The organism is Bacillus sp. SH7-1 (assembly GCF_008042405.1).
Lineage (GTDB): Bacteria > Bacillota > Bacilli > Bacillales > Bacillaceae_G > Bacillus_A > Bacillus_A thuringiensis_N.
Window position 1 is genome coordinate 1 of the sequence record NZ_QNUD01000022.1, and the last position, 15,867, is coordinate 15,867.

Sequence of the window (15,867 nt, forward strand, 5' to 3'; positions counted from 1 at the left end):
ATTTGGTACATATACATAATACAATGTTAATATGTGCTCTATGTGAAGTTAGCATAAATTTATAGTGAAGATTTTTCAAACAATTCACCTCTAACTACATACTCCCTCCTAACACTATCCAGTGATTTTAACATATTTTAGGCGTTTGTATATACTATTTACAAAATAAATGTTGTTTAGGGGGAACTCAAATGCCTACAATGTTACAAGAAGAAGTTGAAGAGGCGCGCGAAACGTATGTCAGTCGTATCATATTAGTCAGTGGATCAGCTTTATTTTTAGTAGGTGGTGTTATATCAGCGATTTCAGCTTTTAAAGCTTATAATCGTTTGGAGAATACTCCGCCTTCTACAGATAAATCATAGGTGAATTATCTAATTCTGAATAACAAATAAATGCCGCCTCTATAAAGAGGCGGCATTTATTGTATCATAAGTTCTATACTAAAAAATCGCAAACAATATAAATTACAATTGAACTTACTTCACCACAAACCTAGTCTCACTACATCCATCCTTCTGCTTTGTTACTTCTAATACAGCTGGCATTGCGTTTTTCAGCTCTTGAACGTGCGAAATAACACCGATAAATCGGCCTGATTTTTGTAAGTCAATTAAGGCGTCAACTGCTTTTGTTAATGATTCCTCATCTAATGAACCAAAACCTTCATCGATAAACATCGTTTCGATGGAGATACCACCTTCATATGCTTGAATGACATCTGCCATTCCAAGCGCTAAACAAAGTGATGCATTAAATTTCTCGCCGCCAGATAATGTTTTTACATCGCGTGTTTGGCCCGTATAAGCGTCATATACATCTAAGCCTAATCCACTTTGACGATTTCTCTTTTCTACTCGTTCACTTCGTTTTAAATAAAATTGTCCATTTGATAATTTACGTAATCGTTCGTTTGCAATTTGAACAATTTGTTCTAAATACTCTATTAAGATGTAACGTTCAAATGATATACGACTTTCGTTATCACCTTTCATTACTTCATATAAATCAATAAGTTCTTGGAAAGCTTTTTCTTCCTCATGAATTTGCTCATCAATACGTTTAATATTTTCATGTAAATCAGAAATATATGTTACCGCATTTTGCGCACGTTGACGTTTTTCTTTAATGATATCAAGATTAATTTCTAGTTCTTGTATGTGTTCACCTAACACTGTAATATCCATATACTCTTTATCTTTTACTTCAGCATGTAACTCTTCAATTTGTTTCGCAAGTACTTCAAGAGATGAGTAATAGCTTTGAATTTCTTTTTGTATTAATTCCATCTCAGCATCACTTAATTTAGCTTCTTTATACGTAGATTGATTTGTAAATCCGCTCTGCTCAAGTTCTTTCATAAAGCGCGTGAAAGTCTCTTCTTTCTTCAATTTCGCACTTTCAAATTGATTAATAGCACCTTCCTGTTCTGCTTGAATACGTATATTTTCGTTTTGCCAATGTTGATACGCTTCCTGCACTTTTTTCCATTCGTCCTCCATTAATCTGAGTTCATGCATAGCTTGATCAAATTGAACTTTCCAAGCTTGGACTGTCTGTAAGTTTTCAGGAATGTTTTTCTTATCATGTTCATATGACGTACGAAGCTGCATACAATCCATTTCGATACGGTGCTGCTCTGTTTCTACCTCACGTTTTTGTTTCTGAAGTGCATCTACTTTTTCTTCTACGCTTTTTATTTTCACAGCTGTTTGCTTACGCGTTTCTTCACTTGCCTTTAACGTATTCACTTCAGTTGCTAATTGTTTTCCCTTGTGAACAAGTGCACTATATGTTTCATCTAATTTCTCTGAGCGATAGCCTCGCTTCTTAACCTCTACTATTATCTGTTCATATTGAAGGTGATAGAAATTCCATTTCTCATCTAACTGAACATGTAATTTTTCAGCAAGATTCTTCTTGTCTCTTAAATCATTTAACTCTTTTTCATCGATCGCATCACTTTGCTCTGTAGCTTTTTTCGGATGGTTCGTACTACCACATACTGGACAAGATTCGCCATCATGTAGATGAAGAGCCAATATACCAGCTTGTTCACTTAACCAGCGACGTTCCATATTCTCATATGCACGAACTGCCTCTTGCATCTTAGTAAATGCAGTTTCTTTTTCTTTTTCGAATTTTTGTTTTTCTTGCCATACATCATATGCTTGCTTTAAAACTTTTGCATCTTCTCGCATATTCGTTAGTTCTTCTACTTTAGCTACATATTGTTCAAGCGCTCGCTCTAATTGCTGTAATTCACTAGACATTAGCTGTTTTTGATTTGTATGCTCTTCTAATTGTCGATCAAAGTTTTGCATACTTTCTTTTAATTTTCCTATTTGAATTTCTGCATTTTGTAAATTCAACTGTTTCTCAGCTAACGATGCAATAATTGATTGTAACTCTTCTAATCTTTGAACAAGTTTTTTTGCATCTTCTCTCTCAGGTTCTTTATTCTTTACTGCTTCATATTTCCCCTGAGCAAGTTCAAAATTACTCAGTATATTTTCTTTTTTGGCGATAATTTGTTTTAACAAACTTTCAGCCTTCTGCTCATTTTGCATCGCTTCTTCGTACCATTGTTCAAATGGTAATAAGCGCTTCGCTTGTTCCGCACGCTTAAAAGATGCTTCTTTCATTTCAATAACTGTACGATTTTCTTGTAAAGTATTATATTTCTCATTCTTTTGTTGTAAATCTATAAACTTCTCATTTACAGACTTCGCTGCGTGAAAACGTGTTTCAGCATCCTTTAATTGCTTCGTTTGAACATCTTGTTCTACTTGTAATTGCTCAACTTCCGCCTTATACACAGCTGTTTCTTGTTCTAATGCTTCTACTACTTGATGCGTATTTACATGCTCTTGTTCCACTAATGTCTCTAATAATGCTCCATCACGGATTGGTAATTTAAAAACATTACGGAAATATAGCTCTCGCTCTTTCTGCTTTTCCTGCAAAATGTCTTTCCATTGCTTTCGTTTTTGATCAAGTAACTCACGCATTAACTTATAACGATCCGTTTTAAAAATACGACGCAAAATTTCTTCTTTATTTTCTGTCTCAGATGTTAATAGTTTTCGGAATTCTCCTTGCGGTAACATAACAATTTGGCTAAATTGATGTTTACTTAAACCAATTAAATCTTCTACTTTTTTATTTACATCCGTTACATGGAAACGATCAACAGCTGGAACCTTCTCTTCATCAATCACTTCATATAATTCTACTGCATGTCCCGTGATTGTCTTGTTCCCTTGTTTTTTATGCCCAAGTTGTCGCTTTATTTCATAACGTTTCCCTTTTAGCTGAAAGGTTAGTTCAACACTTGTATACGTATTATCATCAGCAAATTGACTGCGAAGCATGCTCGTATCACTACGTTCTTCTCCGCTTGCCTCACCATATAACACATAACAAATCGCATCAAAAATCGTAGTCTTTCCAGCTCCAGTATTCCCAGAAATAGCGAAAATACGATGCTCTCCGAGGTCATCAAAATCGATTACTTCTTTCTGTTTATATGGCCCAAATGCCGTCATAATTAGTTGAATCGGTCTCATCCTCGTTCACCTTCCCGTTCTTGCACTGTTTGTAATACTTCTACAAATAGACGCTCTTTCTCTTCTGATAAATCTAAGCCTTTCATTTCTTTATAAAAAGCTTTTAAAAGAGATAAATCATCTGTTTTATGTCTTGAAACAGTTACTTCATTTGACTCTGTGAACTCTTGTCTTTGAATGGATCTTTCAACATGCATTGCATTTGGATATACAGAACGTATTTTTTCCATTGGCTGCAAGACAGGATTTTCATCTAATAATTTTACAAACACGTAATCTTCACTTACTGGATGTTGTAATAATTCATCTATTTTCGCTTCTACTGTTCGCATCTTGCGACGTGGTGTAAGTAACCTTTTTTCAATTATTACTTCCCCTGTTTCATCCAGTTCCACGATATAATAACCTTTTTTATGTTTTTCTTCAGAAATAGAATACGCAAGTGGCGAACCTGAATATCGAATTGTCTCATTACGTACGAAATGCGCTTGATGTAAATGTCCAAGCGCTGTGTAATGAAACTTATCAAAATAATGACTATTTACGTATTCAGCACCCCCAATTGAAAGTGGTCGTTCTGCATCACTTGTATTCTCCTCCGCTTCTCCCGCAGAAGTTACAAATGCATGACCAACAAATACATGTCTAGCTTCTTTATCCATCGTTTCAGAAAGCTCATTCATAAAAATACGCATCGCATCATCATGAGAACGTACGTCTTCGTTTTTCAATACATGTCTAACTATACTTGGATCCGCATATGGAACGAGGTGGAAGTGAACCTCGCCAAATTCATCATTTAATATAATCGGTTCATATGGGAATTGAAATTGTCCCACAATAAATAATCCTTGTTTCTTCATTAAACTACTTCCAAAATGAATACGATCCGGACTATCATGGTTTCCTGCAACCGCAATAACTGGTGTTTGTAAATCAATCACTATTTTTTGCAGCACATCATTTAATAAGTCTACTGCTTCCGTAGGTGGAATTGCTCGGTCGTATAAATCCCCTGCAATAATTACGGCATCTGGTTTTTCTTCTTCAACAGCTTGTACAAACTGATCTAATACAATCTTTTGATCCTCAGTCATATACACGCCATGAACAAGCTTTCCTAAATGCCAATCCGCTGTATGAAATAACTTCATGGTTTCCTGCTCCTTTTAATTTACTGATTTTAGTGATACAAGTTGATAATTAATTGTAGTTTTTCCGTTTTCCCACTCTAACTTTTGTATCATTGCACTACCGATTCTTTCTTCATTTGATTTATATAAAGGTAATATTTCTTGAACTGTAAATAAGTGATAACCATCCAATTTTAATTGAAATATGTTTTCTTCTATATGTAATCTTACTTCTTTTTCATTTGAAATAATTTTTGTGTGCATCTCAAATTTCATGATAGATACAACCCCTTTTTCTAATCTCTCTCTACATATTAATAGTATATTGGCTATGCAAGATTGACAAGTAAATACACGGCAAAGTACACACTTTTCTATTGCTATATGTTTTTTTATTTTTATATACAATACGGTATGTGAAATTTTATTCATTTCAAAAATAAAAATGTCTACTGCGACATCTTTATTTTTGGATGAAGTCTTTCATTACATAATATAAAACTGTAATGAAAACAATCGCTACAAAAAATGAAAATACTGCGACAATGTACCCATCCTTATTTAATAGAATGCAAAAAGAAAGAGATATGATAAAAATCGGAAATACAAGCCGTACTTTATCCTTCACTTCCTCTGTCGTATCTGTATGATGAAAATACTGAGTTATCCCTATTATTAAAGAAGACAAAATAATCACCGACAATAGTAAAGGTACTGGCATTCCGATTTCTCCTTTCTCTATTTCTAATAAAAAGCAATTTCCCTTTCATTTTAATCACTTCAAATACTCTTTTTAAAGTGATTATGTACTATTTACACATATATAATAGCGTGTTTATCATGGTAAATTCAAATAATTACAATTACAGTAATGTTGTAATATTCATTTTCAACCTCCAAAATCCTGCAAATATAACTCGTCAAAATATGCAGTGGACAAATTAACATGTACCGTCAACATTTGACAAAATTTATAAAGGACATTTCAGTACGTATCAAGAATTAAGAATAAGAAGATATATAAGGGAGGATGAATTATGACTGAACACGTTTTATTTTCTGTTAGTGAAAACGGCGTTGCATCAATTACTTTAAACCGCCCAAAAGCACTTAATTCTTTATCCTATGACATGTTACAACCAATTGGGCAAAAACTGAAAGAGTGGGAAAATGATGAGCGAATTGCGCTTATCGTATTAAAAGGAGCTGGCACAAAAGGTTTTTGTGCAGGCGGAGACATTAAAACTCTTTATGAAGCGCGTTCAAATGCAGTTGCATTGCAACATGCGGAACGTTTTTTTGAAGAAGAGTATGAAATTGATACATATATTTATCAATATAAAAAACCAATCATCGCTTGTTTAGATGGAATTGTAATGGGTGGTGGTGTCGGTCTTACAAATGGTGCGAAATATCGTATTGTAACTGAGCGTACGAAATGGGCAATGCCAGAGATGAATATCGGCTTCTTCCCAGACGTCGGTGCTGCTTATTTCTTAAATAAAGCTCCAGGGTTTGCTGGCCGATATGTTGCTTTAACAGCATCTATTTTAAAAGCTTCTGACGTATTATTTATAAACGCTGCTGATTACTTTATGACATCTGATGCATTACCAAATTTCCTTACTGAACTTGAAAGTGTAAATTGGCATAAAGAAGACGATGTACATACTAATTTAAAAGAAGTCATTCGTACATTTGCAACTACTTCAAAATTAGAAAGCGAGCTTGCTCCTTCATTAGAAGAAATTAATTCACATTTCGCTTTCGATACAATTGAAGAAATCATCCATTCATTGGAGAAAGTTCAAAGTTCCTTTGCTTTAAAAACGAAAGAAACACTATTATCAAAATCTCCTATTTCACTAAAAGTAACATTAAAACAGTTTATTGATGGACAAGATAAGTCCGTTGAAGAATGTTTCGCTACTGACCTGGTACTTGCTAAGAATTTCATGAGACATGAAGATTTCTTTGAAGGAGTACGATCCGTTGTCGTTGATAAGGATCAAAATCCGAATTATAAATATAAGCAGTTAAGTGATGTTTCAGAAGAAGATGTAAATCGGTTCTTTAACTTACTTAACGCATAAAGTGAAACTAATAATAAGTGGGATTCATCGCCCACTTATTATTACCCCTTACCAATCGTCCGTTCATGCGGGATAAAGAGGCTATACAGTAGTGGAATTCCACTACTGTATAGCCTCTTTATCATTTAATATTTTTTAATAAAATTTAATTTTATTAAATCAAAATGTGTGCTACACTAATTTTAATCAAATATTCTAAAAATAAAAAAGGAGGAGCGACTATGATTGAAAATTTTTTTCTTTTCATCATTATGTCTATTTGTCTTATTATTTTACCCGGTCCTGATACTGCAATGGCTACAAAAAATACATTAGTTGCCGGTAAAGTCGGTGGAGTGAAAACAGTGTTCGGTACATGTGTTGCACTTTTGATTCATACTTTAGCAGCAGTAATCGGACTTTCCGCACTTATTGTAAAGTCAGCGCTTTTATTTTCTATTTTCAAGTACGTTGGAGCTCTATATTTAATTTATATTGGCATTAAAGCCCTTTTAGCAGTTAGAAACAAAGAAGGCATTGATACGAACGATATATCTTTGAATAATGAAAATGAGCATACTTCTTGCTTTCGCCAAGGGTTTCTTACAAATTTATTAAACCCTAAAATTGCAGTCTTCTTTTTAACCTTTTTACCGCAATTTTTAAATCCAAATCATAATACGTTTATCCAACTTCTCGTAATGGGCCTTACTTATCTCATTTTAACAGTTATTTGGTTCACTTTTTATATATTTTTAATTGATAAAATTAGTGCTTTTATGAGGAAACCAAAGACGCAACGTTATATTCAAGGTTTAACTGGAATCGTCTTAATTGGTTTTGGCATTAAACTAGCTTTTGAAAAAAGTAATTAACAAGACGAAAAACACCACATCTTTAGAGTGGTGTTTTTTCATTTAATAACCGTCTGACTTTCTACTCTTTATTAAAACCAGCGCTCAGTTACAACTTTTTTACGTGTATAGAATTGAACGCCATCTGTACCATTTGTGCCTAAATCACCAAAGAATGAAGCTTTGTTTCCTGCAAATGCGAAGAATGCCATTGGTGCTGGAACGTTTACGTTTACACCGATCATACCAGCATCAATGTTATCACGGAATGTTTGTGCATGTTTACCATTTGACGTATAAATAACCGCACCATTTGCAAATTTAGATTGATTTGTTAGTTTAATACCTTCTTCTAAATCTTTAACTCTTACGATGCTTAATACTGGAGCAAAAATTTCATCTTGCCAAATTTTCATTTCTTGATTTACGCCATCAAAGATTGTCGCACCTACAAAGTAACCTTCTCCAACTTCTTCCTTAATTTTGCGGCCATCTACTAATAATGTTGCTCCATCTACTACACCGCTATTAATATAGCCTAATACACGCTCTTTATGAGATTCACGAATTAATGGTCCAACATAATTATCTTCGTGGAAACCATCACCAACTTTTAACTTCTTCGTCTCTGCTACTAGTACGTCGATGAATTCATCTGCAATTTCATCAACTACTGCTACTACTGAACATGCCATGCAGCGCTCTCCGCTACTTGCGAATGCAGATCCAATTACACCTTGCACCGTTTTCTCAAGATTGCAATCTGGCATTACAATCGCATGGTTTTTCGCACCAGCCAACGCTTGTACACGTTTCCCGTGTTTCGTACCTGTTTCATATACGTAACGAGCAACCGGCTCAGATCCAACGAACGAAACAGCTTGAATATCTTTATTTTCTAAAATGCTATTTACAACATCTTTTCCGCCTTGTACTAAGTTTAATACCCCTTTTGGAAAACCAGCTTCATAGAATAACTCTACAAGTCGCTCTGCTAAAAGTGGCGTTCTTTCAGATGTTTTTAATACGAATGTATTACCACAAGCAATTGCAAGTGGGAACATCCATAATGGAATCATCATCGGGAAGTTAAATGGCGTAATTCCAGCAACAACTCCGATTGGGTAGCGCCAAATTGAACCATCAATGCCGCTAGCAATATTCGGAAGTGCTTGTCCCATCATTAAATTTGGTGCTGATGTTGCAAGTTCTACCGCTTCAATACCACGTTGTACTTCACCAGTTGCATCCGTTAATGTTTTACCATTTTCTAGCGTAATGATTTTTGCAAGCTCTTCTTTGTTTTCCTGTAAAAGCTGTAAATATTTATACAATTGTCTTGAACGATTTGGAACTGGTACTTTAGACCATGATTCGTATGCTGCTTTTGCTGCTTCAACAGCTTTTTCAACATCTTCTTTCGGAGATAGCGGAACGTAAGCGATAATTTTTCCAGTTGCCGGATTTGGAACTGCTTCTACTTCTGTACCAGTAGATTCTACCCACTCACCATTAATATGATTTTTTACTCGTTTAATTTCAGTTGTAATCATTATATTCTCTCCTTTTTTATGATGTTTATTAATCTATTATTTTTGATTAGAAATTAATTGTTCACTAACTTTCTTATATAAAGCAGCCATATCGTTTTCACCATACCCAGCTTCACTTGCTTCTTCATATACGTTTAATAGCATTTCGCTTATTGGTAAGTGAAGTTCGCTTTCTTTTGCTAAATCTACTGCAAATCCCAAATCTTTCTTCAATAAATTCACAGTAAATCCTGGCTCGTAGTTTTCTGATGCAATAAAACTTTTATAATTGCGCTCATAAATTCTACTTTGGCCGTAACTTACATTTAAAATATCAAACATTTTATCCAAATCCATATTGTTCTTTTTCGCTAATGTTAAAGCTTCACTCACACCAGCTGTATAAAAACCTATTAATAGGTTATTAATTAATTTAACAGTTGTACCACTATCAATTTGCTCACTAACATGGAAAATATTCGCTCCTAGTACGCTCATGATAGATTCCGTTTTATCATATACCTCTTTTGATCCACCAACCATAAACGTTAATGTACGATTTTCGGCTCCAATTACCCCACCACTAACAGGTGCTGCTAAAAAGTCTACTTTCTTTTCCTTTGCAGCTTCCTCTAACTGTTTGTTTAACTGTGGAGATACAGTACTTGTATCAATTAAAACTACATTCGTGTGACTATTTTCAAATAATCCTTCATGTCCAAAATATACTGCTTCAACAGCCCGAGGTGAAGGTAAACTTGTAAAAATTACATCGCATGTTTCTGCTAATTTTGAGATTGATAAGCCAATAATTCCTCCTTCTTTTTCAAAGGAAGCTTCAGCATCTTTATTTAAATCCACACCATATACTGTGTAATTAGATTTAACTAAATTTTTAGACATTGGAAGACCCATGTTACCTAAACCGATAAAACCAATCTTTTTCATATCGCTTTCCTCCTATTTACACAATATACTTTCCGCGATTTATAATAGCTTTCGCAATTTCTCTCTTTTTTGTAAATACGTTCGTGTATAAAGGCACTAATAATTGACGAATTTCAGTTAAAATCACGTGTCTATCTTGTTCTTCTATGACAGCCGCTGAAAGTATAGAAATCGCCGCTTCTTCTACTTTGCGATAGCCTTCTTCACAAATAACGTCAGTTATCATTTGTTTCGTACGTTCTTTCTCTTCACCATTTTTACTAATTGCTTTACTCGTACGTAAAAATGCTGATTCCATGACGTACACGTCCGTTAACATATTTGATAATACACGTGAATATTCTTGCTCTTGATCAATTTTTAATCCTGGAGTTTTAGAGAGCGTTTTCAAAGATTGTTTCAACAATTTTTTCGCTAATAAAATGTAACGATGATTTCCTTCTACATTCGCTAAATCAATTTCTACTTCAGTATCTTCTATTTGCTCGATTTGCTTCATTAACATTTTGGCAACTGTTAATCTATTAATTTCGTTCGTTCCTTCAAAAATACGACTAATTCTTGCATCACGATATAATCGTTCTACCTCGTACTCTTGCATATAACCGTAACCGCCATGAATTTGTACAGCTTCATCTACGATATAAGCAAGTGTTTCAGAAGCGTTCACTTTATTCAGTGCACATTCAATTGCAAATTGAGACATTTTCTTCATAAGATCCTCATCACTCTCATGAATTGCTTCATCAATTACACCTGCTGTACGATACGCTGCACTTTCTGCTCCATATGTAGCAATGATCATATTTGCAATTTTCTCTTGAATCATCGTAAAATCTACTAATTCTGTTTGGAACTGTTTTCGTTCTTTTCCATATTGAACTGACAATCCAATTGCTTGTTTTGCCGTTCCAATATTTCCAAAAGCAAGCTTTAGTCTAGCGAAGTTAAGAATATTAAGAGCTACGTGATGCCCCTTCCCAACTTCCCCTAAAACATTTTCAGCAGGTATTACTACATCTTCTAGAATAAGCGTTGCCGTTGAAGAACCTTTAATCCCCATTTTCTTTTCTTCTAGTCCAATGGATACACCTTCACATGTTCTTTCGACAATAAACGCTGTCATTCCTTTATTTGTCTTCGCAAAAACAACGTATACATCTGCCATATGAGCATTTGTAATCCACTGCTTCTCACCATTTAACTTCCAAGCAGTACCATCTTCATTCAATACTGCGCTCGTTTTTGCACTTAATGCATCAGAACCGGCATTTGGCTCCGTTAAAGCATAAGCACCAACCCATTCTCCTGATGCAATTTTCGGCAAATACTTTTCTTTTTGTTCTTTCGTTCCATAATATATGTAAGGCAATGTACCTACACCAGCATGTATATTAAATGAAACACTAAATGCACCAGCGTATCCCATTTTTTCTGCTACAAGCCCTGAAACTGCCTTTCCTAATTCGAATCCGCCATATTCTTCTGGGACCTCGATACTTAATAATCCAAGTTCTCCAGCTTTCTCAAATAATTGACGAGAAACTTTATAGTTATGTTGTTCAATATTCTCCATTTGTGGAACAATTTCTTGTTTAACAAATTGTTCTGTCGTTTTTGCAATTAAATCTTCATCTCCTGAAAAATCTTCTGGCGTAAAGAAAGCATGATTCATATCTTTATTAAGTGAAAAAAATTCATCCCACGGTAACTTCGTTTTCTCCATCTGAATCCCCCTATCATTTCGGCCTTACTTGCTACTACATATGCTCGTCTACGATGAGTGGAATATCTTATTTTTGAAAACAGAAGGCGATGAATTTTCACATCAAGCAGTTCGTTTTGCCAAAGATGTATTCTCATCGCCTTAGTTGTTTTATCTATTGATCCTCTGATAATACTGTTTTTGCAATTCCAGTATCTAGTTCTTCAAAGTCATGATATGAAATTGTTTCATATAACTCACTTCTCGTTTGCATATTTGAAAGTGCATCTTTTTGAGAACCGGTTTCCTTAATTAAAGTAAACACATTTTCATACGCTTTCGCTGCAACACGAAGTGAAGTTACAGGATAAATAACCATTTGGAAGCCCATATTCGCAAATTCCTCTGCACTATAATACGGCGTTTTCCCGAACTCAGTCATATTCGCAAGTAAAGGTGCATTTACTTTACTAGTAAATAGACGGAACTCCTCTTCCGATTGAAGCGCTTCAGGGAATATCGCATCTGCACCTGCTTTTACATAGGCGTTCGCTCTTTCAATCGCTTCATCCAAGCCTTCTACGCCGCGAGCATCTGTGCGCGCTACAATATATAAGCTTGGTGCAACTTCTTTAATCGCTTTAATCTTTTGAACTAATTCTTCTGTCGTAACAAGTTTCTTACCATTTAAATGTCCACATTTTTTTGGTAATTGTTGATCTTCAATTTGAACAGCTGCTACTTTTGCTTCCAACATTTCTACCGCTGTTCTCGCTACGTTTAGGACACCACCAAATCCAGTATCAATGTCAACAAGAACTGGTAAATCTGTAGCTCTTACTAAATCTCTTGCTCTCTCTGCTACTTCAGTAGACGTCACGATTCCTAAATCTGGTAGCCCTTTACTTGCAGTATAAGCAGCTCCCGATAAATAAAGAGCTGAAAAACCTGTATTTTTCGCAACAAGAGCTGCCATTGCATCATGAGCACCTGGAATTTGTAAAATTTCATTTGCTTCTACTAAAGCTCGGAAGCGATTCGCAAGCTCTTCTTGTGTTGACTGTTTATCCACAACCCAAGCCATTTTAGATTCCCCCTATTATTAAATTAAGAATAAATCTACAAATTCGTTTACATTCATATTTTCTAGTTTTTCTTCATTTAAACAAACTTCATGAATTTGTTCTTGTTGCTTATTAGAATAATGACCTGCCATATTCGCAGTGAATTTTTGAACAACTTTTGGAATCGCTTCGTCTCTACGGAAACGGTGACCAAGTGGATATTCGCATTCTACGCTCTCTGTTACAGTGCCATCCTTGAAATGAACTTGAACAGCATTGGCGATTGAGCGCTTGTTCGGGTCAAGGTAATCTAAACTGTACTGTTTGTTTTCAACAACAACCATCTTATTACGTAATTCATCTACACGTGGATCATTTGCTACTGCATCCTCGTAATCGTCCGCAACGATATCTCCTTTTAATAAACCAATTGCCGTAATGTATTGTAAGCAATGATCACGATCAGCTGGGTTATTTAATGGACCTTCTTTATCAATAATACGAATTGCTGATTCATGAGTTGTAATTGTAATACGGTCAATTTCATCTAATCTTTCTTTAATTTCTGGATGTAATTTCACAGCACATTCTGCAGCTGTTTGTGCATGGAATTCTGCTGGATATGAAACTTTAAATAATACATTTTCCATTACATAAGACTCTAATGGTCTAGCTAATTTTAATTCTTGTTTATTGAATAACACATCTTGGAATCCCCATCCTGGTGCAGATAATGCTGTAGGGTAACCCATTTCACCTTTTAGAGCAGTCATTGCAAGATGAACACCGCGGCTCGTTGCGTCACCTGCTGCCCATGATTTACGTGATCCAGTATTTGGAGCATGACGATATGTACGAAGACTAGAATTATCAATCCACGCATGTGATAATGCATTAAAGATTTCTTCACGTGTTCCACCAAGCATTTTCGCAACTACAGCAGTTGTTGCTACTTTTACATATAATACGTGGTCAAGACCAACACGGTTTAAGCTGTTTTCTAAAGCGAGTACACCTTGAATTTCATGAGCTTTAATCATCATTTCTAATACTTCACGTACTTTTAACGGTTCTTTTCCTTCTGAAATACGAACTCGGCTCATATAATCTGCAACTGCTAAAATTCCGCCTAAGTTATCAGATGGATGTCCCCATTCTGCTGCAAGCCAAGTATCGTTATAGTCTAACCAACGGATCATACATCCAATATTGAATGCACCTTTCACTGGATCTAGTACGTAAGATGTTCCTGGCACACGTGTACCGTTTGGCACGATTGTTCCTGGTACAACTGGTCCTAATAATTTCGTACACTCTGGGTATTGAAGTGCTAAAATTCCGCATCCAAGTGTATCTAATAATACATAGCGAGCAGTACTAAATGCTTCTGCGCTAGTAACCTCTTTATTTAATACATAATCCGTAATTTCTTCTAATAATGCATCTTTTTGTTTAATTTCATTTGTTTTAATCATGCTAATCTTCCCTTTCTGTCGAAAATTCGTTATTATTAATGATGGGTGTCGGTCAAACACCCATCTGGCGGGCGGCGCTAACAACTCCCCAGTTGTTCTTATTTACTAAGCACATGTCGCTCGCCAATATAATTTACACGCGGACGGAACAATCGATTATTTGCATGTTGCTCAATCACGTGCGCACATAGTCCTACTGTTCTAGAGCTAAAGAAGATTGGTGTGTAAAGTTGAATTGGAATACCAAGCATCCAATATACTGGAGCTGCATAATAATCAAGGTTTGGATAAATTCCTTTTTCCTTCTCCATAATCTTTTCTCCAGCTTCACACATTTCATATAGTGTATAATCACCTTTGACATCACATAACTGCTTTAAAGCTTCCTTCATCATTAAAGCTCTTGGATCCATTTTCTTCATATAAACACGGTGTCCAAAGCCCATAATTTTTTCTTTGTTATATAATTTCTTCTGTAACAACTCTTCAAACTTCTCAACATTACCAGCTTCTAAAAGCATGTACATAACCGCTTCATTTGCACCGCCATGTAAGCTTCCTTTTAGTGATGCAACCGCACCAGTTAAAGCACCATATAAGTCGGATTGCGTTGATGCAATAACGCGCGCTGTAAATGTAGAATTTGGCATTTCATGTTCACTATATAAAACAAGGGAACGATCAAAGATCTTCTCCTCAAGTTCCGTTGGTTTTTTACCTGTTAACATATAGAAGAAATTCGCGCTATATGTTAATTCCTTAAGAGGTTCGATTGGGTCTTCATTATTTAAAATATGATAGCTATTCGCTACAATGTTTGGTACTTTACTTAACAGCTTGTACCCACGGCTTTTGTTTACTTCTAATGAACGGTTTTCGATATCATTATCATAACCAGCTAATGCGGACACACCTGTACGCAATCCATCCATAGGGTGCGTTTCTTTCGGTAATGCCTTTAATACGTTGAATACACCTTCTGGTACCGCATATTCTTCTTTTAATTTGTTTTCAAGTGTTTCTTTTTCATCTTCATTCGGTAGATGTTCTTCCAATAAAAGGTGCACAATGTCTAAATACTCTTTTGTTTTTGAGAGTTCGATTAAATCATACCCTTGAATTACAATTTCACCTTTCACTGTGTCAAGAAACGAGATCTTCGTCTCCGCTGCCACTATACCATCTAATCCCGGGGAAAATTTTTCTTCAGCTTTCATCATTATTTCCTCCAATCCTAATAGATCTTCGTGCACATAACTTGTAAGCCTTTACAATACTGTGAAACTACATTTCTATTTCAATGTATCAGAGTTTTTAGAAGATTTCAATTTATTTTATAATGATAAGTTTCCTATACTTTTATCGATGTAACAATACAATTTTTCAAAAATAATTTTCATATTTTATAAAGAAAGGACAGACTTCTCTCTATCTATCTTTAAAACAAAATATAAAGTTGATTCATATAATCCTATTAAATATATCTATTTTATAATTCCTTTTACTAAATAAAAA

13 protein-coding genes are annotated in these 15,867 nt (G+C 35.0%); 3 read left to right on the top strand and 10 right to left on the bottom strand.

The features are described from left to right. The first annotated feature begins 191 nt into the window (after positions 1-191). The gene (locus DN390_RS30705; RefSeq protein ID WP_060630763.1) at positions 192-365 is read left to right on the top strand and encodes a hypothetical protein; all 174 of its coding nucleotides are present in this window, start codon (positions 192-194) and stop codon (positions 363-365) included. Between the two features lie 114 nt (positions 366-479). Here the strand turns inward: DN390_RS30705 and DN390_RS18765 are convergent, their stop codons facing one another. The 4 genes from DN390_RS18765 to DN390_RS18780 all read right to left on the bottom strand — a co-directional run bounded on the left by DN390_RS18765 (position 480) and on the right by DN390_RS18780 (position 5,423). Then, complete coding sequence (locus DN390_RS18765) at positions 480-3,569, bottom strand: SbcC/MukB-like Walker B domain-containing protein (protein ID WP_147808091.1); 3,090 nt, start codon at positions 3,567-3,569, stop codon at positions 480-482. Further along, a complete protein-coding gene (locus DN390_RS18770) occupies positions 3,566-4,723 on the bottom strand; it encodes an exonuclease SbcCD subunit D (protein WP_147808092.1) in 1,158 nt (385 codons plus the stop codon). Before DN390_RS18770 ends, DN390_RS18765 begins: the two co-directional genes overlap by 4 nt. Before the next feature lie 15 nt (positions 4,724-4,738). Next, complete coding sequence (locus DN390_RS18775) at positions 4,739-4,978, bottom strand: DUF2584 family protein (protein ID WP_000667347.1); 240 nt, start codon at positions 4,976-4,978, stop codon at positions 4,739-4,741. A gap of 187 nt (positions 4,979-5,165) precedes the next feature. After that, positions 5,166-5,423 (bottom strand): hypothetical protein, encoded by a 258-nt coding sequence (locus DN390_RS18780; protein ID WP_060630760.1) that lies wholly within the window; start codon positions 5,421-5,423, stop codon positions 5,166-5,168. A 316-nt stretch (positions 5,424-5,739) separates the two neighbouring features. Here DN390_RS18780 and DN390_RS18785 point away from each other — a divergent pair, with 316 nt between their 5' ends. Together DN390_RS18785 and DN390_RS18790 are read left to right on the top strand one after the other, a co-directional pair. Further along, positions 5,740-6,795 carry an enoyl-CoA hydratase/isomerase family protein gene (locus tag DN390_RS18785; RefSeq protein ID WP_098952673.1) on the top strand — a complete coding sequence of 352 codons (1,056 nt, stop codon included), beginning with the start codon at positions 5,740-5,742 and terminating at the stop codon, positions 6,793-6,795. 221 nt (positions 6,796-7,016) lie between these two features. Then, positions 7,017-7,649 (top strand): LysE family translocator, encoded by a 633-nt coding sequence (locus DN390_RS18790; RefSeq protein WP_098952671.1) that lies wholly within the window; start codon positions 7,017-7,019, stop codon positions 7,647-7,649. Positions 7,650-7,720: 71 nt separating this feature from the next. On the opposite strand, the gene DN390_RS18795 is transcribed toward DN390_RS18790, so the two are convergent. The 6 genes from DN390_RS18795 to mmgD form a co-directional block, all read right to left on the bottom strand. After that, on the bottom strand, positions 7,721-9,181 hold the full coding sequence (locus DN390_RS18795; RefSeq protein WP_098952668.1) for a CoA-acylating methylmalonate-semialdehyde dehydrogenase: 1,461 nt from the start codon (positions 9,179-9,181) through the stop codon (positions 7,721-7,723). A gap of 36 nt (positions 9,182-9,217) precedes the next feature. Then, positions 9,218-10,108, bottom strand: coding sequence for an NAD(P)-dependent oxidoreductase (locus DN390_RS18800; protein WP_147808093.1), 891 nt, complete (start codon positions 10,106-10,108; stop codon positions 9,218-9,220). A 16-nt stretch (positions 10,109-10,124) separates the two neighbouring features. After that, positions 10,125-11,834 carry an acyl-CoA dehydrogenase family protein gene (locus tag DN390_RS18805; RefSeq protein WP_147808094.1) on the bottom strand — a complete coding sequence of 570 codons (1,710 nt, stop codon included), beginning with the start codon at positions 11,832-11,834 and terminating at the stop codon, positions 10,125-10,127. Positions 11,835-11,988: 154 nt separating this feature from the next. Beyond that, entirely contained in the window at positions 11,989-12,897 is a 909-nt protein-coding gene (gene prpB / locus DN390_RS18810; protein WP_060630754.1) for a methylisocitrate lyase, read from the bottom strand. 18 nt (positions 12,898-12,915) lie between these two features. Next, a complete protein-coding gene (gene prpD, locus DN390_RS18815) occupies positions 12,916-14,352 on the bottom strand; it encodes a 2-methylcitrate dehydratase (protein WP_060630753.1) in 1,437 nt (478 codons plus the stop codon). A gap of 98 nt (positions 14,353-14,450) precedes the next feature. Then, entirely contained in the window at positions 14,451-15,572 is a 1,122-nt protein-coding gene (mmgD, locus tag DN390_RS18820) for a citrate synthase (protein ID WP_141559435.1), read from the bottom strand. Positions 15,573-15,867 lie beyond the last annotated feature (295 nt).

Coding starts and splice junctions, on each gene's coding strand:
- prpD (WP_060630753.1), bottom strand. CDS start 14,352: ATGATTAAAACAAATGAAATTAAACAAAAAGATGCATTATTAGAAGAA.
- DN390_RS18795 (WP_098952668.1), bottom strand. CDS start 9,181: ATGATTACAACTGAAATTAAACGAGTAAAAAATCATATTAATGGTGAG.
- DN390_RS18805 (WP_147808094.1), bottom strand. CDS start 11,834: ATGGAGAAAACGAAGTTACCGTGGGATGAATTTTTTTCACTTAATAAA.
- DN390_RS30705 (WP_060630763.1), top strand. CDS start 192: ATGCCTACAATGTTACAAGAAGAAGTTGAAGAGGCGCGCGAAACGTAT.
- prpB (WP_060630754.1), bottom strand. CDS start 12,897: ATGGCTTGGGTTGTGGATAAACAGTCAACACAAGAAGAGCTTGCGAAT.
- mmgD (WP_141559435.1), bottom strand. CDS start 15,572: ATGATGAAAGCTGAAGAAAAATTTTCCCCGGGATTAGATGGTATAGTG.
- DN390_RS18775 (WP_000667347.1), bottom strand. CDS start 4,978: ATGAAATTTGAGATGCACACAAAAATTATTTCAAATGAAAAAGAAGTA.
- DN390_RS18790 (WP_098952671.1), top strand. CDS start 7,017: ATGATTGAAAATTTTTTTCTTTTCATCATTATGTCTATTTGTCTTATT.
- DN390_RS18800 (WP_147808093.1), bottom strand. CDS start 10,108: ATGAAAAAGATTGGTTTTATCGGTTTAGGTAACATGGGTCTTCCAATG.
- DN390_RS18785 (WP_098952673.1), top strand. CDS start 5,740: ATGACTGAACACGTTTTATTTTCTGTTAGTGAAAACGGCGTTGCATCA.
- DN390_RS18770 (WP_147808092.1), bottom strand. CDS start 4,723: ATGAAGTTATTTCATACAGCGGATTGGCATTTAGGAAAGCTTGTTCAT.
- DN390_RS18765 (WP_147808091.1), bottom strand. CDS start 3,569: ATGAGACCGATTCAACTAATTATGACGGCATTTGGGCCATATAAACAG.
- DN390_RS18780 (WP_060630760.1), bottom strand. CDS start 5,423: ATGCCAGTACCTTTACTATTGTCGGTGATTATTTTGTCTTCTTTAATA.